At 41.7% G+C, this 19,464-nt stretch carries 23 protein-coding genes and 3 pseudogenes; 6 read left to right on the top strand and 20 right to left on the bottom strand.

The window, feature by feature from the left end:
• Positions 1-257 precede the first annotated feature (257 nt).
• The 3 genes and pseudogenes from IM450_RS11635 to IM450_RS11625 form a co-directional block, all read right to left on the bottom strand.
• Positions 258-650: a DUF4278 domain-containing protein gene (locus IM450_RS11635; RefSeq protein WP_002804658.1), complete on the bottom strand. Its 393-nt coding sequence runs from the start codon at positions 648-650 to the stop codon at positions 258-260.
• Positions 651-804: 154 nt separating this feature from the next.
• On the bottom strand, positions 805-1,254 hold the full coding sequence (locus IM450_RS11630) for an FHA domain-containing protein (RefSeq protein ID WP_287668961.1): 450 nt from the start codon (positions 1,252-1,254) through the stop codon (positions 805-807).
• Between the two features lie 147 nt (positions 1,255-1,401).
• Positions 1,402-1,722: pseudogene (locus tag IM450_RS11625) on the bottom strand (transposase); the annotation flags it as partial.
• Here IM450_RS11625 and IM450_RS11620 point away from each other — a divergent pair.
• A complete protein-coding gene (locus IM450_RS11620; protein WP_002801578.1) occupies positions 1,719-1,910 on the top strand; it encodes a hypothetical protein in 192 nt (63 codons plus the stop codon). The pseudogene IM450_RS11625 and the gene IM450_RS11620 overlap by 4 nt on opposite strands.
• A 277-nt stretch (positions 1,911-2,187) precedes the next feature.
• On the opposite strand, the gene IM450_RS11615 is transcribed toward IM450_RS11620, so the two are convergent.
• Both IM450_RS11615 and IM450_RS11610 read right to left on the bottom strand, forming a co-directional pair.
• Entirely contained in the window at positions 2,188-3,465 is a 1,278-nt protein-coding gene (locus tag IM450_RS11615; RefSeq protein WP_043997803.1) for a Shedu anti-phage system protein SduA domain-containing protein, read from the bottom strand.
• Positions 3,466-3,742: 277 nt separating this feature from the next.
• On the bottom strand, positions 3,743-4,267 hold the full coding sequence (locus IM450_RS11610; RefSeq protein ID WP_002801580.1) for a DUF7919 family protein: 525 nt from the start codon (positions 4,265-4,267) through the stop codon (positions 3,743-3,745).
• Positions 4,268-4,643: 376 nt separating this feature from the next.
• Between IM450_RS11610 and IM450_RS11605 the strand changes: the two genes are divergently transcribed.
• Positions 4,644-5,063 carry a XisH family protein gene (locus tag IM450_RS11605; RefSeq protein ID WP_002801581.1) on the top strand — a complete coding sequence of 140 codons (420 nt, stop codon included), beginning with the start codon at positions 4,644-4,646 and terminating at the stop codon, positions 5,061-5,063.
• Complete coding sequence (locus IM450_RS11600; RefSeq protein ID WP_002784929.1) at positions 5,048-5,350, top strand: element excision factor XisI family protein; 303 nt, start codon at positions 5,048-5,050, stop codon at positions 5,348-5,350. The genes IM450_RS11605 and IM450_RS11600 overlap by 16 nt, the downstream gene beginning before the upstream one ends.
• Positions 5,351-5,398: 48 nt before the next feature.
• Here IM450_RS11600 and IM450_RS11595 read toward each other — a convergent pair.
• From IM450_RS11595 to IM450_RS11575, 5 genes and pseudogenes are all read right to left on the bottom strand, one after another.
• Positions 5,399-5,614: pseudogene (locus IM450_RS11595) on the bottom strand (DUF5615 family PIN-like protein); the annotation flags it as partial.
• 111 nt (positions 5,615-5,725) lie between these two features.
• Positions 5,726-5,950, bottom strand: coding sequence for a DUF433 domain-containing protein (locus IM450_RS11590; RefSeq protein ID WP_002765154.1), 225 nt, complete (start codon positions 5,948-5,950; stop codon positions 5,726-5,728).
• Positions 5,951-6,098: 148 nt separating this feature from the next.
• Entirely contained in the window at positions 6,099-6,506 is a 408-nt protein-coding gene (locus IM450_RS11585) for a hypothetical protein (RefSeq protein ID WP_002801583.1), read from the bottom strand.
• Between the two features lie 3 nt (positions 6,507-6,509).
• The gene (locus IM450_RS11580) at positions 6,510-6,908 is read right to left on the bottom strand and encodes a hypothetical protein (RefSeq protein WP_002746868.1); all 399 of its coding nucleotides are present in this window, start codon (positions 6,906-6,908) and stop codon (positions 6,510-6,512) included.
• Positions 6,909-7,026: 118 nt separating this feature from the next.
• Entirely contained in the window at positions 7,027-7,641 is a 615-nt protein-coding gene (locus IM450_RS11575; RefSeq protein WP_287668951.1) for a DUF1349 domain-containing protein, read from the bottom strand.
• Positions 7,642-7,863: 222 nt separating this feature from the next.
• Here IM450_RS11575 and IM450_RS11570 point away from each other — a divergent pair, with 222 nt between their 5' ends.
• Positions 7,864-8,763, top strand: coding sequence for a J domain-containing protein (locus IM450_RS11570; protein ID WP_287668949.1), 900 nt, complete (start codon positions 7,864-7,866; stop codon positions 8,761-8,763).
• 90 nt (positions 8,764-8,853) lie between these two features.
• Positions 8,854-10,308 (top strand): serine/threonine-protein kinase, encoded by a 1,455-nt coding sequence (locus tag IM450_RS11565; protein WP_287668946.1) that lies wholly within the window; start codon positions 8,854-8,856, stop codon positions 10,306-10,308.
• Between the two features lie 324 nt (positions 10,309-10,632).
• Here IM450_RS11565 and IM450_RS11560 read toward each other — a convergent pair whose 3' ends face one another.
• From IM450_RS11560 to IM450_RS11535, 6 genes are all read right to left on the bottom strand, one after another.
• Positions 10,633-11,208 carry a Uma2 family endonuclease gene (locus tag IM450_RS11560; RefSeq protein WP_151694644.1) on the bottom strand — a complete coding sequence of 192 codons (576 nt, stop codon included), beginning with the start codon at positions 11,206-11,208 and terminating at the stop codon, positions 10,633-10,635.
• Between the two features lie 112 nt (positions 11,209-11,320).
• Complete coding sequence (locus tag IM450_RS11555) at positions 11,321-11,941, bottom strand: Uma2 family endonuclease (RefSeq protein ID WP_004163760.1); 621 nt, start codon at positions 11,939-11,941, stop codon at positions 11,321-11,323.
• A gap of 47 nt (positions 11,942-11,988) precedes the next feature.
• Positions 11,989-13,515: a GldG family protein gene (locus IM450_RS11550; RefSeq protein ID WP_287668938.1), complete on the bottom strand. Its 1,527-nt coding sequence runs from the start codon at positions 13,513-13,515 to the stop codon at positions 11,989-11,991.
• 2 nt (positions 13,516-13,517) lie between these two features.
• A complete protein-coding gene (locus tag IM450_RS11545) occupies positions 13,518-14,348 on the bottom strand; it encodes an ABC transporter permease (protein ID WP_004163762.1) in 831 nt (276 codons plus the stop codon).
• On the bottom strand, positions 14,338-15,279 hold the full coding sequence (locus IM450_RS11540) for an ABC transporter ATP-binding protein (RefSeq protein ID WP_287668935.1): 942 nt from the start codon (positions 15,277-15,279) through the stop codon (positions 14,338-14,340). The genes IM450_RS11545 and IM450_RS11540 overlap by 11 nt, the downstream gene beginning before the upstream one ends.
• Positions 15,280-15,390: 111 nt before the next feature.
• Positions 15,391-16,371, bottom strand: coding sequence for an ABC transporter ATP-binding protein (locus IM450_RS11535; protein ID WP_287668932.1), 981 nt, complete (start codon positions 16,369-16,371; stop codon positions 15,391-15,393).
• 263 nt (positions 16,372-16,634) lie between these two features.
• Here IM450_RS11535 and IM450_RS11530 point away from each other — a divergent pair, with 263 nt between their 5' ends.
• Complete coding sequence (locus IM450_RS11530; RefSeq protein WP_287668929.1) at positions 16,635-17,501, top strand: alpha/beta fold hydrolase; 867 nt, start codon at positions 16,635-16,637, stop codon at positions 17,499-17,501.
• A gap of 176 nt (positions 17,502-17,677) precedes the next feature.
• Here the strand turns inward: IM450_RS11530 and IM450_RS22510 are convergent.
• The 4 genes and pseudogenes from IM450_RS22510 to IM450_RS11510 form a co-directional block, all read right to left on the bottom strand.
• Positions 17,678-17,853 (bottom strand): annotated as a pseudogene (locus IM450_RS22510) (DUF29 family protein); the annotation flags it as partial.
• A 142-nt stretch (positions 17,854-17,995) separates the two neighbouring features.
• A complete protein-coding gene (locus tag IM450_RS11520; protein ID WP_287668926.1) occupies positions 17,996-18,436 on the bottom strand; it encodes a DUF29 domain-containing protein in 441 nt (146 codons plus the stop codon).
• 410 nt (positions 18,437-18,846) lie between these two features.
• Entirely contained in the window at positions 18,847-19,089 is a 243-nt protein-coding gene (locus IM450_RS11515) for a DUF2283 domain-containing protein (RefSeq protein WP_002775710.1), read from the bottom strand.
• A complete protein-coding gene (locus tag IM450_RS11510) occupies positions 19,040-19,306 on the bottom strand; it encodes a hypothetical protein (RefSeq protein ID WP_002798441.1) in 267 nt (88 codons plus the stop codon). The genes IM450_RS11515 and IM450_RS11510 overlap by 50 nt, the downstream gene beginning before the upstream one ends.
• Positions 19,307-19,464: the final 158 nt, after the last annotated feature.

Raw genomic sequence — 19,464 nt, 5'->3', positions numbered from 1 at the left:
TAGACTTTTTTGACCTCAAAAAGTGCCGACCATTGGAGGGATCGGGGGTAAAATTCAGGTACTTTTTCCCTGAAAATTAGGTAACTGACTACCTCAAAATCGGTAAAACCCTACACCCCACACCCCACACCCTGCCCCCACGAAAAACTTTTTCAGCAGCCCCTAACTAGGGTGATAATTTCTATCGATAAGATTTTTGCGCCCAAAAATATTCCCCCCGGCAAAACCGAGGGGAAAGTGGCAAAAAAACTGCTAATCTAGTAGTTTAAGGCTAAGTCTTGGGATTCTTTTTTCAAGAGATTAACGAGGGTTTCATCCCCATTCTCTTGAGCGATTTGTAAACGACGTTCCAGACGACGACGAATATTGTTCAGATGGACGCTAGAAAGGGTTTCCTCTTGGACGACAATAGGGGGTTTGACAACCGGTAACGGACAAGTGTTCGGGGTGACTTGTCCAGCAAGATGAGGACGGGTGCTGTAGGCAACTCCACGATACTGACGATGCAGTTTCGGCTCTAATTGGAGCATATGGCGAGGATAATGGTGATTCCAGTCTTGACCTCGGTATTTACCCCCGATATCTCCGGTCTTCATCTCCAAGGGGAGAGAATCCCTTTCGTACTTAACTCCTCGATAGGCTAACGTCATATCACCGACTCCCTGCAATGCTTTAAAGTGACTTTAATCTCTCTTGTCGTCTCTATTTAGGGACAACAAGTTAGAAGATTTTATTTCTTATTCTGTATCTATTTTTACATTTTGCTAGGGAAATTGAAAAAACTTTATAAAAATTTAATATTTTCTAGCTGGCTATAGTATCCTTTTCCGGCTGGATGGGGTCGTCCGCCAAAAGAGCCTCTAGGGGTTTGAGGATTAATTTTGGTTGCTCGTCCTTATCGATGAGACGAATTTGAATTTGCGGGCCAGAGGTGGCTAAACGAACCACCATCCCATCGACGACGGCGGTTTTCTCGATCGGGTTGCCATTGAGAAACGTCCCATTTGTCCCTAAATTTTCCAATTCCCAATCATCGTGATCATTATGGCGGATTTCTAGGTGCCGCCTCGAAACCACAGCACTATAGAGAACCACATGATTATCCAGCGCCCTGCCGATGAGAATGGTTGACTGATCATTGTCAAATTGCCAATGTTGTAGGGGCGTGGCCTGATTGGGGTGCAAAAGAGTTAAAGTGATCACGGTGACTGTTGTCGGCACGATAGAGGCTGTGAACAGGGTAAATTCTATCATAAATGTCAGGTGAAGACCGTTCGGCTGATCTCACGGCCGAAGCCCTCAGTTTTACCGAAGCTGAAACTGTTCGACTGAGCGTTCGTCTGAGATCAGGCCGAAGTCTCACGGCCGAAGCCTTGATAATCAAAGATATAGGGTTCTAGTGTGATTCGTTCTTATCAGAAGTCTAACAGACGTGGATAGGGCAAGATAAGCGATTAAGTCGTTAGACTTAACTAAACGGAGTGCCACACTCTTGACAAAATCTTTTCGTTGCCTACTTACTCTTAAATGTTTCCGAGCATATCGCTTTCTAGCTTTGTGATAATTACGAGATTGTTTTTTACCCTTCCGGTATTTCTTCGACTTTTTCTTGTTTAATCGGTTTAGTTGTTTTTCAGCTTTTCTATAATATTTCGGACAATCAACTTGATTGCCTTCGCTATCTACTAAGAAAAACTTTAATCCGACATCAATCCCAGATGCTACTCAGTACTATAGTTCAGAGAAAATTAGTTGTCCTCGTTGCTCAACAAAGCACCTCGAAACAAGGGAAGGTAACCTATCACCATCAAGCTATTTTGCCTGTCATTGTCTCTCCTGACCAAGAATCGGTCATTTCCTTGCCGCCAGAATTTATCTCAAATGTCGGGGTGAAGACCCGAAGTGCTTAGTGCGACGGGATGAAACCCCCACCAATAGGCCAATTCAAGTCTGATACTAAATCCGGTTATTAAAGACTGATTATTTATTCCCCCTTTTGCCTTTTGCCTCTTGCATGAGTGCCTCTCCTGATATATAGCCTATACTCAACGGATTTAGTATCATAACCGATCGCACTCCCGTCCGTCGCTGTGCCTAGACGTTTTTAGCTTATTATCATTCAAATCTATCGCTGCAGCGGTAGGACTTGCATGAGGGAACACACCCTACAGCTACAGCTACTACAGGTTAGTTAGAGGAGTAAGGAGGCATGGCTTTGGGCTGCGCAAGATATGGCGCAGGCAGCGGAGTACTTCCGTCAGAAAGTGTTAAGTTTCCACCCGCAGCATCGTACCAGCCTAACATCTTATTTGAAAGAATACTTTTTCCTGATATTTTTTTGTCAGTCGAAAAAGGATGGCCGGGGGTGTACAGGCTTTTCAAGCCGTCAAATAATATTCCAGGCAAGGGATGAATCGCTAGTGGAGAGAGATAGTATTGATATCTCTGGTTAAAGTATGAAAGGAGCTGCTCTTTCTCTTTATGATCGAGTATACAAGCATAGACAATAACCTCATACATTATTGAGCTTGCGGGTGTCTTCATCATCACGTCAGATCCGCATACGATATTGTGAATTGATTCGGTCTTTATGTGCATGGGATCAAATACTCTGTCAATGGATTCAGTGCCATTCATTGATAATGATATATGTGTACATGAATCAGATAGACCAACCCGAAAGTAAAGTAGATTTGGTTTATTCCCAAGTACGAATAAGAAAGGCCTTCTGGTTGATACGCATTTTCCTTTGATCGTAATATCTACAAAAACCGAATTTGCATTGAATCCTACCGAGACTTTGTTCATAGGATCACTGCCAAAATCAAGCAGGTATTGATCTTGAGGTGTAGTTATTGGATCACAATGCGAAAAGAGTACAGCACCTGAAACTCCTTGTAGATGAAGCAGTGGAGACTCCTGAAGCCTGATTTGATTTTCGATAGATGAAAGAATATCATCAAACGTCAACAAGGTTATTCTTGAATTTCTATTCCTAACAATTTCGTCGTGAACCCAATGTTTATCAAGCGAATCATCTCTTGATGCCACAAGTATGCTATGTACTTGTCTCTGAACGGTGATCCCATACTTTGTCTTCATAAAGTTTCGATTATCCGTCTCCTCAAAAAAGAGTGAATACTCATTGCATTGAGAGATGTATGACTCAAAATCTCGATAGAAAGTCCTACGCCGGTTTTTCTGTGTATGGACTTTAATATCTGGCCTCTTGAGTTCAAAGACAAACCAGCTACCGCTACAGTCTCTTGCCAAGAAGTCAGGGATGTATTCCTCTCCTTCAATGTTGATTGAGCAAGGGTGAGGTATTTCCTCCGAAAAACCAAGTACAGAGAATATCATCCGGTTATTTTCAAACCACTTTTGGTAATGTTCTTCTTTCTGATTCGGCGCTTCTACAAGTGCCAACAAGGACTCATGAAGCTCCTTTAGGGATTTGATAAGCATGAATGACTATAAAGCTAGTGGTAAGCAAGCGCTGCTGAGATTCTAATTTTTCCGCAAGGTTGCAGCACCAATTGTTCAATCTGACTGCACTTCGTAACAAAAATTTACAACTCGATCATAACCGATCGCACTCCCGTCCGTCGCTGTGCCTAGACGTTTTTAGATTATTATAGCGGTTCTCACATCTATGTGGCACAATTAAACCTTTGCTGATTAAGCTTTTCAACATCAATAATGTACCTCTTGCGAACAGGAAACGCTATATCATTTACTTGAATCAATGAAATTTTCTTCGGAGAGCTTGGTATTCTTCTGACTCTGGCGAAGGACCCGTAACAACGGCTTCGATGAATTCGTCTGGTGGCTTATACTGGTGTTCCACAACGTAATGATAGATGAGTGTAGGCGCAGCGTAGATGGCAGATTGGCCAATCACACGGAGCTCGCCAGTTCCGATGTTGAGCCAATGAGTCTTTTCCCCATATCGTGGTACGCACCATTGTTCATAGGAAATGTCACGGCACAATTCGCATACATGAAACCCACGAGCAATATTAACGATGTATTCGTCCAGACAGAGTTGGAACAGTGTATCCTTGAACTCTTGAGAAGTTTCCCCCTTTGAATAGGATTTGTTGCCGCTGAGCCAACCAACATTGAGAGTGGTTAGCATACGCTCACCTCTTAGTACAGGCGGTTCATGCCTGGCAAAATATTCGTAGGGAGTCAGGTCTTTATAGTAGGTCATCGCAGTCTTTCGAATTCCTTTAGCTAGATTGCTGACAATCAGCCGAAATAACATCAGCTTTTCCCCGAAGATTGTGGCACCAATTGTTCAATCTGACTGCACTTCGTAACAAAAATTTACAACTCGATCATAACCGATCGCACTCCCGTCCGTCGCTGTGCCTAGACGTTTTTAGCTTATAATCATTCAAATCTATCGCTGCAGCGGTAGGACTTGCATGAGGGAACACACCCTACCAGATCTGCACTGAGTTCCGTTGTTGCCTTGTTAGGATTAGGAGGATTAGGGTTAGTCTCTAGCCTGACCAAGCGAAAATAGAAATAGTAGGGTGAGCATTGCCCACCTTACCGCTTTTTCGGTCATAATAAATCCGAATTAGGGCGAACTGTAGTAGAATAGAAATCGAACCTCTTAAGCAGGGTTTATAAGGATGTCCAGACGAGACGATCTACATTTATCATTACGTCATACTTTAGAAAAAGAGGGTTGGAAAATCACTGATGATCCTTTAATTCTAACCTTAGAAAAAACCTTGCTTAAAGCTGATTTAGGAGCAGAAAAGTTTTTTGCTGCGGAAAAAGAAGAACGTAAAATTGCCGTAGAAATCAAAGACTTTGATACGCCTTCAGTTATCAGTGAATTAGAAAAAACAATAGGACAACTTCAATTATACCAATGGGCTTTAGATTCACAAGAACCTGAAAGAAAACTTTTTTTGGGCATTAGTCAAGCGGTTTATTTAAAACACTTCAAAAAAGCTATTTTCCAACTGGTTATTAAACGTAATAAAATCAATTTAATTATTTATAATCCTCAAAAGGAGATAATTTGCGAATGGATAACACAGTAAATTATGCCGATATTCTGACTCAAGTTATCAGAAAAGAGTCGGCGATGCAACCTCGATTACAAACCCTTAAAATTACCCCAGTTTGTGATCCAGAATCAGGCAACTTTTTAATAATTATGACTGGTTGGGAAAAAGAAGCGTGGATTAATACAATTTTATTTCACGCTCGTTTATTGAAAAATAAAATTGTTATTGAAGATGATAATCTTGAAGAAGGATTAACAACCAATTTAATTCAAGCTGGGATTCCCCCAGAAGATATTATTACTGGACTTTCCCTAGAGTAAGGCAGGCATTACCCACCTTAGCGATATCGCAATGAATGTTAGGAAAAATTATCTAAATGCTTCAATTCTATCTAAATAGACATTAACTAATTTATGTTCAATAACCAAAGCTTCAACTTCTGGCCAAATACGAGCTAAAAACTGATGAAATTCTCGTTTTCGTATATTGCCAACACGGAGATGTACTACTTTTGGTGGGGAAAAATCTAGCATTAGTCTATCAGAAAAGTCTGTATCTTTCGTAACAATAACCAGTTTTTTATCCTTTGCATATTGCTAAATTTCCGTATCCCTTGGACTTCTCCCTAAAAATGATCGGTAAAGATGGAGTAAACAGGATTTTAGCTGGTAAATTTTCATCAAAGAAAAAACCATTCATGCAATTTTTCTGACTTCATAGTGATTCGCCATCAATCTTGCTGCAAATTGCATACAGGCATAAATATCTTCTCGATTCAGAGAAGGATATTCTTCAAGGACTTCTTCAATAGAATCCCCTGCTCCCAAAAATTCCATAACTGTTTGCACCGGAATTCGGGTTCCAGCTATAACAGGTCTTCCATTACAAATATCTGGATGAATCTGGATGCGACTTTCCATTAAGGTTTTGTTACCTCTTTGATGACCTTAAGTAAACTTATTATACCCTTTCATGGTAATAGGTGAGGATGTTGGGTTTCCTTAAAATCGATCGCTGCAGCGGTAGGACCCGCATCAGGGAACGCACCCTACCAGAGCGGCGATCATACTATTCCCAAGTTAGAGTTATACCTTCTAGGTTACATACTCTCTGGATAGTTTCCAGTTTACTCTCAGTCAATTTCCCAAATAGGTGAACTCTCATTTTATGCTTGGGATAATACTGTCCATAACTCTTGATTTGCCCGATCGCTGATTTCCAGCCTTTTGTATTTTTAACTTCAATTATTTCAGTATTAGTTAAGACATCTATTCTACCTACCTTATCAATGTAAACCTCGGTTTTTCCTCCTAATTCCCCAGCCAGTTTGTCCCGATACCAAGCCTCTGTACCCTTTACAGGAGTATTTATCTCCGGCTCAATAACTATGCCATTAACCTGATTAATAAAGTCCCGAATTGCTCCTCTTACTAATTTTTGAGCAGCATTGGGGGACTGTCTTTTCCGTTTAGCCATTGCTTACTCAGTGAATAATTTAGAAATCCCATATCCAGCTAAACCAATTACTGCTCCTACTGCCGCTACGGGAGCCATCGTCACTGCAACTGCCGTCCCCCCTACTGCTAATCCCATACCTCCAACTAATGCTGATATACCGGCTCCAGCACCCGCACCAATTGCCGCTGCTCCAATTGCCGTTGCGTCTTGCTCTTCTATTGCTTTTTTGGTTCCGTAAACTGCCGTGCCAACCACTGCTCCTGCCGCTGCTACTGGAGCCATACCGACTCCTAGAGCAGTTCCTCCTACAGCCAGTCCCATACCGCCAACCACTGCCGATGCACTAGCTCCAATCGCTGTACCCACTCCCACTGAAATCATTGCTTCTTGAACTTCTTCTGGCTTATTTTTGTCCGTCATTATTTTTTGCCTCATTAGCTTTGGGTAATTATGAAACTCTAGCATAAGACAGACAAGCCGTTAACCACAACAAGCCAGGCGTTAAGGCGCATAAGTGCCAGTCAGGTGCATACGGTTGTTAGCTGGCTTCCGGTATTGCCAGCCACTGATTGTCTGAGATTTCCAAGGTTTTGAAACAACAGCGAAACGCTTTGCCTATCGGGCTGCAGGCATACACTCCGATTTGGCAATCGTCGGCTATCTTGTGTAAGTGTGTGATCCGCATTTGCAGCCAAGCCTGCCCATCATAAGAATTCTCTAGCAGAAAATCGCTCCCCCGTTTACTGATGCGATACCACATTTCGCGGTATCGTGAAGAAATGTCTTGCGTTGCCCAATCAGAATATCCCAAATTGGTCACCACAGAACCAAGCCGACTAGTTTGTTCGCTTTCATATTCCGTGGAAACTTTTATCCAATTCTGACTGTCAATCCGCACCATTAGGCCACATTGATCATATTTTTCCCGAGGCTGAAATTCTACTTGGGTCATTAGGGAAAAATCCCCAACTTGTCGCATCAATAAGCAATGCCCATCATCTCTTTGAAAACCATAGTGCGTGTTTTGCCAAAAATCAGTTTTTTCATCTGTAGAAATTTCCAAGCCATTACCCAAACGATAATGCGTCGGCTCGTTGAGCCAGTAAAAATCATCTGACAATGCTGGCTGTAAAAAATTTTCACTAAGTCGCATAATATCGCTCCTAATCAGATACATCGTGATATTACGAGGCCAGCTAACCATTGATTATACAGAAACTTTCCGAATAACCAAAGTAGGAATATATGGAAACTTTCGACATATCACCCCGTTTTGTGGATTTCTGACAATCAGCTGAGATACAAAGAACTTTTCAGCGACCATAGCACCAATTATAATTCTTGAGGTAACTGAGCAGACTAACTAAAAGTTGCCATGGCGGAGCAAATTCTTTCTCTACTCCTGTACTTAATTGTCATTTTAACGGCTTTTTGGTTTATTAGCCCCCAAAAAAAGCCCCGTAGTCATCCCGCCTATCATCTTGCTTGTTTACTAGAAGATGCTCCTGAAAGCTCTTTAAAGGGTCAATTTTATCCCCTGGCTACTCCCTTGGCTACCCCGATCACCTGTACTGTTCCGCAGGTGTGGCGCAGTGTATATAGGCAGTCTCTGGCAAAACCGGATGTTAATTATTGGCAATGGCGCGGTATGCCCGAAAATGAGCAGTTTTGTCGGGAATTACGGGAATTATTGCGATTAAATCCGGCTAGAGGTTACGCTAAGGAAATTCTCGAAAGTCTCGCCTTGGCTCAAGATCCTTTTTATCATCTCTACTGGGATCTAAAAGCGATCGCTAATGGTAACTTTAACACTATTGGCACTAATAAACTAGCTGAGGGCAGATTTGCCAGGCGAGATTTGCGAACTCATCAGCAGATGCGGAGGGATTTTCGTCAATGGCATTTACAAGCTTGTGAACAGTTGGGAAAAGATCGGGTTAAAGCGGTTTATCGGGTGTGTTATGGGTCAGATTGGTCATTAATCGCCCAAATTCTCTATCCTTCGCCCCGTTCCTTGGCCGTGATGATTATAGAGTCGGCTAATCCCGTTTGGTGGCGAGTTTTGGGGATTACTCCTTTTAGCACCACTAACCGGATTGAGAATAATTATAAAACTCTCTTGTGTTATTGGCATCCCGATCGCAATTCCCATCCCAATGCGACAGAAATCACCGCCCATCTTAATCGCGCCTACGATTGTTATCAAAGTTTTCAGGAGATGAGCAGTCAAGATAATGCACCTTTGTGGACGAAAATCCGTCGCTGGATTCCTTAGACTTGACTCTAGTTTTTGCCTTGACTTTTTCCTTAACGAAAGAATGTTAGTCTAGGAACAATTTATGACCACGCTTGCACTCTCAGGGTAATGAATCTAGTGCTTTTAAACAATCGCTACCAAATTGTTAGCACCCTTGCTAGGGGGGGATTTGGGGAAACTTATATCGCTATCGATACGAATATGCCTTCTCAACGGCGCTGTGTGATTAAAAAATTGCAGCCGGCTATTCAAAGTGAGGAGATGCCAGAATGGTTAAAAGAACGTTTTCAGAAAGAAGCAAGCGTTTTAGAGGAATTGGGAGAGCAAAATCGCCAAATACCCCGTTTATACGGTTATTTTGCCCAAGATAATCATTTCTATCTGGTGCAGGAATGGATTGAAGGGGAGACACTAACCCAAAAACAGCAACGACAGGGAAATTTATCTTCCTCAGCAGTGCGGACGATTTTAGAGAATTTACTGCCTGTTATTGATTTTATTCACAGTCGCCGCATTATTCACCGGGATGTGAAACCCGATAATATTATCTTAAGAAATAGTGATAATTTGCCCATTTTGATCGATTTTGGGGTAATGAAAGAAGCAGTGGCCACCTTACTCGATCCTACGGGAAAAAGTGCCTATTCGATCGCCCTTGGCACCCCCGGTTATATGGCTTCGGAACAGGCTGCCGGGAGACCGGTCTTTTCTAGTGACCTTTACAGCCTAGGCTTAACGGCGATTTTTTTATTAACGGGAAAAACTCCTCAATATCTAGAAACTGACTCGCGCACGGGGGAAATTCTCTGGCGACAGGAGGCAGAAAATGTTAATCCTAATTTAGCTATGGTAATCGATCGAGCGATCCGTTTTCATCCCCGGGATCGGTTTGCTACTGCCAGGGAAATGTTAGCAGCTTTGGCAGAAATGTCCCCCGATTTGTCCACCCAACCGACTATCGCGGTTTCTCCCCATAGTCCCCGATTAAAGTCCTCTACACCCCCAAAACCAACCGTCTCCCCCACTGTGGTTATTCAACCCAATTCTGGGGAAAAAAAGAATACTTGGCTGTGGATTTTGCTGATTTTTGCGGTGACAATTGGGGCTTTTGCCCTAGGATATCGGGGATTTATGGCTATTTTTCCCAAAAATGAGCAAATTAAACCATCACCAACCCCTGAACCTTCTCCTAGTCCTGAAATCATTCCTCCTCCCTCCCAAGATTTTCCCCCTATCCGACGACCTTCTCGTCAACGGACTCCCATTTATTCCCCGACTCCCACTCCATCCCCTACTCCCACCCCAGAGGTGATTCCTAGTCCAGAAGCGACTCCAGAATTAACTCCTAGTCCCACCCCAGAAGAAGTAATTCCTATTCCTGTTCCTCTTCCTGAAACAGATCCGAGTCCTCAAGTTTCTCCCCTTCCTTCCCCTTCGCCTTCGCCTTCTCCTTCGCCTTCTCCTGTTCCAGAGGTGATTAATCCCCCGGTTAATGAGGATAAAATTGAACCGATCGCTCCTCCTGTTTTATCACCTTCTCCTCCTGAAGAAAATAGTAATTAATAGAGGTTCTTCGTTACTTAGTCTGGTTCGATAGGGTGGCATAAATCGATTAAATCCGTATCTGGTAAGAGTTCCATTGATTAGTTACTTCTAGAGCGAAAACAATTGACAAAAATCGCTAAATGTCTTTCTCTATAAGGGTTTCATCCCTTATAACCCCCGTTCATTGCATAGCACAAACCGAAGAACCTTAATATTTGCATAACAATTCCCGAAGAGCCATAAATAAGAGGAGTTATTGATAATGAGTCCACATCCGTATAACTTTGACAACTTTACTCTTCTGGAATAACCTGATAAACCAAACGATGCTGACAGAACAAATTAAACCTTTAGCCAAGCAAAAATATCCACTGCTGATATTGACCAACGTTCTAATCCTTTAATCACTGCTAAAGGCTCATTATTTCCTTCAGTTGCAATATGTACTTTCGGTAATCCTGTTTGAAAAACGGTGACTGACTTTGCTGAAGGATCAATCAACCAACCTAATTCTGTTCCTTGTTGTAAACAGAAAATAATCTTTTCCATCACTAAGGTAACAGATTGTTCGGGAGACATAATTTCAATAATCCAATCGGGATAACGTAAAAATTGATCAGCTATTTCTCCATCTAGATCTCTTGGCAAATTCTCCCAACGAATCACCGCAATATCTGGTACAATTGAACGTTCTGCAAAAGTACAACGCAATTCAGGTAGAGCATAAGCTAATTTTTGAGGTTTAGTCTGTTGATTAATGGCAGAGGCTAACTCAAATTGTAAGATGCTGTGTTTTCCTTTGGGCATAGGTTTTTGAGTGACAATTCCATGATAATATTCCCTAGCAGGCTTAGTTTCTGGAAGGGCAAGAAATACTTCGAGGGAAAGAGCTTGTTTATCTTCTATTGTGGCAAACATTAATTGATTTCTCCGATCTTGAGTTGTTTTCTATTATAAGCTCCTGACTCCTTACTCTCAGGTAAGTTTTTGATTTTTACCATAAGTCTAATCTAAAAATACGGGTTTTTCTTTAAGCTCTAGCACGAAAAATTTGATTAGCCGTGAGGTTTAACTCTGGAAAAACCCCTGAAATAAGACGTTGATCCTGTTTAAATAAATTACCTTGATATTCTCCATCGATTAATTGATAGATAGAAATGGTGGGTTCTTTGGGGCTGCCGATATATCGGGACGAACCTTTGGCTAAATAATCGATAATCCAATATTCGGCAATTCCTAATTGTTCGTAGTCGTCGAATTTTTTCAGATAATCATCTCGCCAATTGGAACTGACAATTTCAATAATTAATTTAGCTGATGTTGCCAGAGAAATTGAGGAAGCGGTTTCCCAATAGGGATCGTTAACTAGATTTTCTCTGTCTAAGATAATAATATCGGGTAGATAACCTGTATGGGGGCGAAGGGGTTTTACTGCGGCAGTATTGGGGATAAAATAGGGCAATTGCCGTCTTCTAATCTCCAATCCTAACTCCATGCTTATAAAACCGCCAATTTCTTCGTGTTTTCCGATCGGTCGCATCATGGCCGATAATTTTCCTGCGATTAATTCGTATTGTTGTCCATCATCGGGATATTGATTAATATAGTCATCAAAAGTCAAAAATTGGGGGATAGTTTGGGTTGTGGTCATGGCAGTTAGAGGAATAAGAGAGATGATTTTTCAAGATTCTAACTCGATTAACGACGTTGCCACCAAGTCAATCCAGCTAGGGTAAATCCCCCTAAAGGCATCACTACCATCGCTATCCAAAAAATAGCGTTAGCTTGCAGGGGATTTAAATTAATTCTTCTATTTTCTGGTTCCTTGGCCCGGATAGATAAGGTGGCTGTTTCACCACTGGCTAACCACTGCACAGAATTTAAAAATATATCTCCGTTTAACTGTTGTTCAAATAGTCCATCGCTGGCAAAGCTGGCATTACCAATCACGATTAATTTACCTTTTTTTCCCGTCAGAGCAACTCCTAGATCAAAGGGGCCAGCTAAATCTTTTTCAGGGTTAAACTGGAGATTCTGATCATTTAAATCACTCTCAGCCCACATTTTATCATTAGTAATCATTAAAGATACGGCTTCAATTCCTTCGATGGGAACGGTGGCGATGGGACGAGCAAAGGGAAAGATAGAAATACCGTTAGCAAAATCCCGGGTAATGGGATGATTACCGTAATTGGTAATAATGGGACTAGCCGGACCTAAACCAATGATTTCCCCGGCACCAGAAGCATCAATAATAATCCGATTATCTAGTTTCACACCCCAAGGGGTTAATAAGGGTTCTAATCCGGTTTCGGTTTGAGGGTCAATCATTAATAAAATTTTGCCCCCTTGCTCAAGATAGTTTTTTAAAGCGGTGACTTCTTGGGGAAATATTTTTCTTTTGGGACTGGCAATAATAATGACATCGGCATTATTGGGAATGGTGGAACGTTCCACTAGATTAAGTGGTTCTACTTGATAACCTTTTGCTTCTAAACTATTGACTGCTTGTCCTAAACCCCCTTGAGGTTCTTTGATGGCATTTTCTCCATGACCTTGCAGAAAGTAAGCGGTTAGAGTGCGATCGGTTTTAGCGGTTTCGATGGCGTTACTCAATTTCGCTTCGGTGAGACTTTCCTCTTCACTAATAGTTTTCAGGGGTTGTTTTTTTTCACCATACTGTAGATAGACTCTGGCTAGATTATCATTGGCTAGTTTTTTAAATTCCTGAGCGATATTGGGTTTTTTCTCCGGGTTAACTATTTCGTACTGAAATTGGGGGTTTTTGCGTTGATAATTGGCTAAAAGTTCCTCTTCGTTGCCACTGATTCCCCGGGTTGAAAAAATCCAGACTTTGACGGGTTTTGACAGATTGGTTAATAGTCTTTCGGTTTGGGGGGATAAACTAAAGATTTGGTTTTCGGTTAAATCAACTCTATAGGGATAACGGATGGCGAGAAAGTTAATTAAACCGATAACGCTGAGGACAATAATAGTAGTAATGAGGGTTTGAGCGCCGGTGCGGGTACTTCTTTTTTGCCAAAATTCTTTGGCAGTGATTACTAATAACAACAGCCACCCTAGAAACAGAATAGCCCCGGCAATTAATAACCCCAGAGAGAGGGATGACCATTGACCGGAGATTAACCCCACGGTTAAGCCGGCACTAGCCAGAAAGAGGGCGGGTATATAGAGAAATTTACCGTATTTTTGCCAGGATATCATAGTTAGTTTCTTTGATAACGGTCCGCTTCGATCGATTGAGTAGTTAGGAAGATTCCCAGCAGAATATAACTGAGGAGGATGACTAAACTACTACTGTCAAAAATTCCCCGCACGAAATTGTTAAAGGGTTGATACCAAGATAGATGGGAGAGTAATTCTTTCAGGAAAAATCCGATCTGTTCTCCCACTTCTCCTCCGATGCGATCTCGAAAGAAGGTTTCGGCATTGTTAGCAATGACATCCAGTATCCAGATAAATAAGATGGTGATAAAGGTGATGATGTAAGCCAGGATAGAACTATTGGTGAGGGAAGAAATAAACATTCCGATGGCTAGGATGGCCGCTGCCAGTAAAATTAATCCTAGATGAGCTAGTAAAATACTGGCTATATTCACCGGGGGAACTGCGCTACTAAAAACCACTATTTCATAAATCCAGAGGGGGGTAATCATCACGGTAAAAAAGGCCAGCACTCCCAATAATTTACCGATGGCTATACTCCAATTGGTCAGGGGGGAAGTGGCTAAAAGTTCTAGGGTTCCCTGTTTTTTTTCCTCTGCGTATAATCCCATAGACAGGGCTGGCAAAATTACCAACAATAAAGAGGATAAAATTATACCGATGAAAGTGGTCATAAATTCAGATACCGTATCTCTGGCTACCAGAAATCCCGATTGTTCTTGGATACTAACATCGAGAATAATGCCGTAGAGAAGGGAGTTAAAGAAAAATCCCGCTACTAACCAAAATATGCCCATAATGATATAGGCATTGGCGGCGGTAAAATAGCTTTGAAATTCCTTGCGAAAAATCGCCCAGATATTATTGATCATGCCTCTCCTCTTGCTGGTTACTTTCCCCGCTGCCGATTACTTCCAGAAAGATATCTTCTAGGGTTTTGCGGGTGCGACGCATTTCTAATAGGTTATAACCATTGTTGACAACTATTCTAGCAAGTTCTGCCCCTAGGTTTGTTCCCACTTGACCAACAATTTTAAGCAGGTTATCGCCGACTTTTGCTGCTTGCTCGACTTGCGGCAGTTGTTGAAGGATTTCTAGCAGGGAATCCCTATCACCCTCGATCTCAATTTCATAACTGGAACCGGCAGGGGTAGCGGTAGTAATATTATTGGCCACGATGCGACCCCGATTAATAATTGTCGCTCGATCGCAGGTAATACTCACTTCTGGCAAAATATGAGTGGAGAGAATAATTGTATGTTCTCCCGCTAAACTTTTAATCAGATTTCTCACCTCGATAATCTGTTTCGGATCCAATCCTACTGTCGGTTCATCTAAAATAATTACCGGTGGATCGTGTACGATCGCTTGGGCAATTCCCACACGCTGTTTATAACCCTTGGATAACTTGCGGATAATAACTTTTCTTTTTTCTAGTAACTGACATTTGCTTAAAACTAAATCTACCCGCGCTTTTCTATCCCCCGATGAGATGCCTTTAATCCGTGCGACAAAATCGAGAAAACTTTCCACGGTCATCTCCGGATACAAGGGGGGATTTTCGGGAAGATAACCAATGCGACGACGCACTTCTAAGGATTGTTGATGCACATCATATCCTGCTATCCTTGCTGTTCCTGTGGTGGCAGGAATATAACCGGATAAAATCCTCATGGTCGTGGTTTTTCCCGCTCCATTGGGTCCTAAGAAACCGAGAATTTCTCCTTTTTCTACGGTAAAATCTACGTCACTTATTGCCGTGGTAGAACCATAAATTTTACTCAGATGTTCGACTTCAATCATAAGCTTTATCAGTTATCAGTTATCAGTTATCAGTTACCAGATGTGAGTTTTCAGTCAATAGTGTTAAGTGACAAGTTCGGAGCTTTCTTTTCACTGATTACTGATTACTACTCACTGATAACTGATTTTTCCCAGACTATGATCGCGATTAATTTCTACCACTATATCCGCTTGTTTGAGCAGGGGTGGGAGAAATAATTGCGGATGTAAACTTTTCCAAAAATACTTGACAAATTCCTCGATTTCTGATGGGGTCATACCTCCTTTTGTTTCGGCCGCCTGTCGCCATTGTAAACTGTAACGGTAGTCAAGGGGATAAAGAATCAGTAAGCGATCGATTTTTGACCAGAGGGGTAGATATTCTCGCAATCTTTGATTATTATCTCTGGCGAATTGTCGGTCTTCCTCGCTATTAATCGGATCAGGGGCATGATCAAAGACTGTTTCTTCTACTGGATTGATGCCCACAAACCAACCCTCGAAAAAAAGAATATCGACTCGCTCCACTTGTTCCGGTGCAATTCTATCTCCTTGTCCTCGATGCAGGAACTTGTCAAAACGCGGGATTAAAATCGGACTTTCTTGCTGACAAACCTGTTCTAAAACTTTAATTCCTAATGCTATATCATGAGTACCCGGTGGACCACGCCAGCGCAATCTTTCATCCTTTTGACGCAATTTTATTCGCTCATTATAGGTCTTATAAATATCATCTAAAGAGAGATTATTTACTTTTAAATCAAAATAGGCTAAAATAATCGACATTATGGATGTTAAGGTGGTCTTACCCGTGCCTTGGGGAGCCAAAATGCCTTGAATCAACGGTTTTGCGTGGTTGCGTAGCTCTAGCGCCCAAGGAATCCACAAGCGCCAACAGCTGATCAAAATCTGATTTGGCTGATTTATCCCTAACTCCTGACATTTTTGCCAGACTCGCGGCCAGAGAATCGTTAATAGTTCCGCCCTTTCCTGTAGGATGAGAGGGTTAGTCTCCCTAAAACTTAAGGATTCGATCGCTAGTAAATCTTCTAGATCCGCCTCAGTTAAGGGATTTTCGTCGATTAATCCCTGTAAAATCGTCAAAATCTTCATAGCTGTTATTCAGGAGTAATTCTCTGGGGTTAGCCACCCATACCAGCAGATTAATCCCGCTCAAGATTTTTTTGAGAGTGTTTTTTAGGGTTATTTGCCCAAAAATGAAGGGTTTGCAGGCAGGCACGGATTCCCATTATATATATAAGTATATGTCAAGTTCCCTTTTCAGTCAAGGGGTTTGGCCAAAAATCTCTAGCTTTGTCTCCAGTTTCCCAATCGGTTAGACTAAGAATTATTCACATTACTTAACAAAACAGCCGATGAATACAGCTGCTCTGACGATAAGGCAAAATTGGCAATGGCAAGGAAATTCGATACACTATGTGCAAGCGGGTACTAGAGTCACGGGAAAACCCCCTTTACTATTAGTCCACGGTTTTGGCGCTTCCACTGACCATTGGCGAAAAAATGTGTCAGGTTTAGCCTCAGAATGGGAAGTATGGGCGATCGATCTGCTAGGATTCGGTAGATCAGCTAAACCGGATCTTGTCTATAGTGGCAATCTTTGGCAGCAACAATTAAACGATTTTATCAAGGAAGTTGTGGGCCAACCGACGGTTTTAGCGGGTAATTCTCTGGGGGGTTACGCTTCTCTCTGTGTAGCTGCTAATCATTGCGAGAATGTTCGGGGATTAATTCTCCTCAATAGCGCCGGTCCCTTTAGCGATACAGAAAGCAATCGTCAGCCTAATTTAGCACAAAAATTACTGCGATCGATGCTGCTGCAACCCTGGGCCAGTTATCTCTTATTTCTCTATACCCGTCAACCCAAAACTATCCGCAAAACCCTAGAGAAAGTATATCTCGATCGCAGTGCCATTACTGAGCAGTTAATAGAAGATATCCGTCGTCCTTCCCTGGATGCGGGAGCAGCCAAAGTTTTTGCTTCTGTGTTTAAATCTCCCCGGGGGGAAAATGTGGATATTCTCCTGCAAAAGTTAAGTTGTCCCCTGTTGATGTTATGGGGTGAGGGGGACCCTTGGATGAATACTAGGGAACGCGGGGCCAAATTCCGTCAATACTATCCTTCTCTCACAGAATATTATCTAACTGCCGGTCATTGTCCCCACGATGAAATTCCCACAGAGGTTAACCAGTTGATTAGTGATTGGGTGAAAAGCTTATAGGTAGTTAGGGATCGGTTATCAGGTTTTTATTTTTTTGACGCTTATCTAACCTGAAAAAAGAGGGTTCGCAGGCAGGCACGGATTCCCATTCTATATATAAGTATCTGTCAAGGGCGGGGATTTGTCAAGGGTTTTTTTGAAAAAATCTGCCAGAATTTGGCCAGTAGGAAAGACATTGGCCGGTATTGGTAGAGAAGCAGATGAATGAGCAATTGTAGGGGATAACTATCTACTTTATGTCTCTGTTCGTTCCCCAATCTAATACATCTGTCCGTCTTTGTCGCAGTTGTTGGGCCGTTTCTTCTAACCAAGCAAGATAGTCTTGTTCTTATAAGTCTTTGGTATTGGTCAGGTATTAGGTTTTTATTTTTTTGACGCTTATCTAACCTGAAAAAAGAGGGTTCGCAGGCAGGCACGGATTCCCATTCTATATATAAGTATCTGTCAAGGGCGGGGATTTGTCAAGGGTTTTTTTGAAAAAATCTGCCAGAATTTCAGGGGAGAAAATCGGAATCGAGGATTTGTTCGGGACTATAGGGGCAGCTTTCGGCAAAGATAGCGGCCGGTAATTGGCTTTTTTGTCGGACTCGCTTCACTGCCTTGGGGTAAATAACGGCGATTCTGGTTAAAAAATAGTTATCAAGGGTTTTCGACTCCAATAAAAGTTCTAATTCCACCCGAAAGTTACCGATTTCGTCCTGCCATTCCCGCGCACATCTTTCTCGTTCCTCCAGCCAGTATTGGTAGAGGAGCAGATGAATGAGCAATTGTAGGAGATAACTATCTACTTTATGTCTCTGTTCGTTCCCCAATGCTTCGATTTCTTCTCCGAGATGTTCCCAATCTAATACATCTGTCTGTTTTTGTCGAAGTTGTTTGGCCGTTTCTTCTAACCAAGCAGGATAGTCTTGTTCGTATAAGTCTTTAGTTGTCATACCCTATCCTGTTTAGTGCTGGTCAGGTATTAGGTTTTTATTTTTTTGACGCTTATCTAACCTAAAAAAAGAGGGTTCGCAGGCAGGCACGGATTCCCATTATATATATAAGTATCTGTCAAGTGCGGGGATTTGTCAAGGGTTTTTTATTGAGATTTTGTTAATCATCTCGAATACCGTGCATCATGGATTAGTAAACGCTCCGAAAGATTGGCAATATTCCAGTTTTCACCGTTATGTTGAAGAAGGAATTTATGATCAGATGTGGGGAGCTTCAGAAAAGCTGATCTTTGATAGTGATATTGGTATGGAATAAAATGTAGAAGTAAAACCCAAAAAATTCAGGTAAGAAATAAGGGCAATGTTGGGTTTCGTCACCTCAACCCAACTTACAAGATCAGCGATCACCTTTATCGAGAAGAAATAGCTACCTGCACATTCGGAGAAAAATTCTCGATTTTTCGAGAAGCATTAAGAATTTCAATCCCGATTACATTACCTGCTTGATCATAGTCAAGAATAACCCCCGGACTGATTGCCTCACTTTCTTCTACGGGTGTGTCATGCCAGGTAATTGTTAAAACGTCAACTTCAGCATCATATTTAGCTTTCATTTGATAGCTGCCTATATTTTCTAAGTTTACTGGTAACATATAGTGTAACAATTTTTTGAGGCTCAACTAAGTCATTAATGTAAATTCTCAGAAGATAAGTTTTATTGTTAATGGCGACAAACGTACCTTGATAAACTTTGAGTCCATCTTCTTCTAAAATTTGCTCAGGATTATTGAGGATGTCCTGCAATATTTTTAAAGAGATTTGGCGTTGAATAATTTTTTCTTCGGCATGGTGACTTAAAATAAAGTTCACGAGGATTTCGGAGTATTTTTGGTTCTTCGGTTTGTCTTATGCAATGGACGAGGTTATAAGGAATGAAACCTTTATAGAGACAGACATTGCCGCAATTTTTGTCAATTGTTGGCGATCTGGAGCGAACTAATCAATTAAATCTCTTGCCAGATAAGGAT

Source organism: Microcystis sp. M083S1 (assembly GCF_020246405.1).
Lineage (GTDB): Bacteria > Cyanobacteriota > Cyanobacteriia > Cyanobacteriales > Microcystaceae > Microcystis > Microcystis aeruginosa_C.
This window is presented reverse-complemented; position numbering and strand designations above follow the sequence as displayed.

Excerpts from the sequence above, each read along its gene's own strand:
- IM450_RS11540 (WP_287668935.1), bottom strand. The coding sequence starts at position 15,279 with ATGATTGAAGTCGAACATCTGAGTAAAATTTATGGTTCTACCACGGCA.
- IM450_RS11575 (WP_287668951.1), bottom strand. The coding sequence starts at position 7,641 with ATGCGACTTAGTGAAAATTTTTTACAGCCAGCATTGTCAGATGATTTT.
- IM450_RS11535 (WP_287668932.1), bottom strand. The coding sequence starts at position 16,371 with ATGAAGATTTTGACGATTTTACAGGGATTAATCGACGAAAATCCCTTA.
- IM450_RS11600 (WP_002784929.1), top strand. The coding sequence starts at position 5,048 with ATGGATAACACAGTAAATTATGCCGATATTCTGACTCAAGTTATCAGA.
- IM450_RS11565 (WP_287668946.1), top strand. The coding sequence starts at position 8,854 with ATGAATCTAGTGCTTTTAAACAATCGCTACCAAATTGTTAGCACCCTT.
- IM450_RS11545 (WP_004163762.1), bottom strand. The coding sequence starts at position 14,348 with ATGATCAATAATATCTGGGCGATTTTTCGCAAGGAATTTCAAAGCTAT.
- IM450_RS11550 (WP_287668938.1), bottom strand. The coding sequence starts at position 13,515 with ATGATATCCTGGCAAAAATACGGTAAATTTCTCTATATACCCGCCCTC.
- IM450_RS11530 (WP_287668929.1), top strand. The coding sequence starts at position 16,635 with ATGAATACAGCTGCTCTGACGATAAGGCAAAATTGGCAATGGCAAGGA.
- IM450_RS11635 (WP_002804658.1), bottom strand. The coding sequence starts at position 650 with ATGACGTTAGCCTATCGAGGAGTTAAGTACGAAAGGGATTCTCTCCCC.
- IM450_RS11580 (WP_002746868.1), bottom strand. The coding sequence starts at position 6,908 with ATGACGGACAAAAATAAGCCAGAAGAAGTTCAAGAAGCAATGATTTCA.
- IM450_RS11515 (WP_002775710.1), bottom strand. The coding sequence starts at position 19,089 with ATGTTACCAGTAAACTTAGAAAATATAGGCAGCTATCAAATGAAAGCT.
- IM450_RS11610 (WP_002801580.1), bottom strand. The coding sequence starts at position 4,267 with ATGTTATTTCGGCTGATTGTCAGCAATCTAGCTAAAGGAATTCGAAAG.
- IM450_RS11605 (WP_002801581.1), top strand. The coding sequence starts at position 4,644 with ATGTCCAGACGAGACGATCTACATTTATCATTACGTCATACTTTAGAA.
- IM450_RS11555 (WP_004163760.1), bottom strand. The coding sequence starts at position 11,941 with ATGACCACAACCCAAACTATCCCCCAATTTTTGACTTTTGATGACTAT.
- IM450_RS11630 (WP_287668961.1), bottom strand. The coding sequence starts at position 1,254 with ATGATAGAATTTACCCTGTTCACAGCCTCTATCGTGCCGACAACAGTC.
- IM450_RS11620 (WP_002801578.1), top strand. The coding sequence starts at position 1,719 with ATGCTACTCAGTACTATAGTTCAGAGAAAATTAGTTGTCCTCGTTGCT.
- IM450_RS11520 (WP_287668926.1), bottom strand. The coding sequence starts at position 18,436 with ATGACAACTAAAGACTTATACGAACAAGACTATCCTGCTTGGTTAGAA.
- IM450_RS11585 (WP_002801583.1), bottom strand. The coding sequence starts at position 6,506 with ATGGCTAAACGGAAAAGACAGTCCCCCAATGCTGCTCAAAAATTAGTA.
- IM450_RS11590 (WP_002765154.1), bottom strand. The coding sequence starts at position 5,950 with ATGGAAAGTCGCATCCAGATTCATCCAGATATTTGTAATGGAAGACCT.
- IM450_RS11615 (WP_043997803.1), bottom strand. The coding sequence starts at position 3,465 with ATGCTTATCAAATCCCTAAAGGAGCTTCATGAGTCCTTGTTGGCACTT.
- IM450_RS11560 (WP_151694644.1), bottom strand. The coding sequence starts at position 11,208 with ATGTTTGCCACAATAGAAGATAAACAAGCTCTTTCCCTCGAAGTATTT.
- IM450_RS11570 (WP_287668949.1), top strand. The coding sequence starts at position 7,864 with ATGGCGGAGCAAATTCTTTCTCTACTCCTGTACTTAATTGTCATTTTA.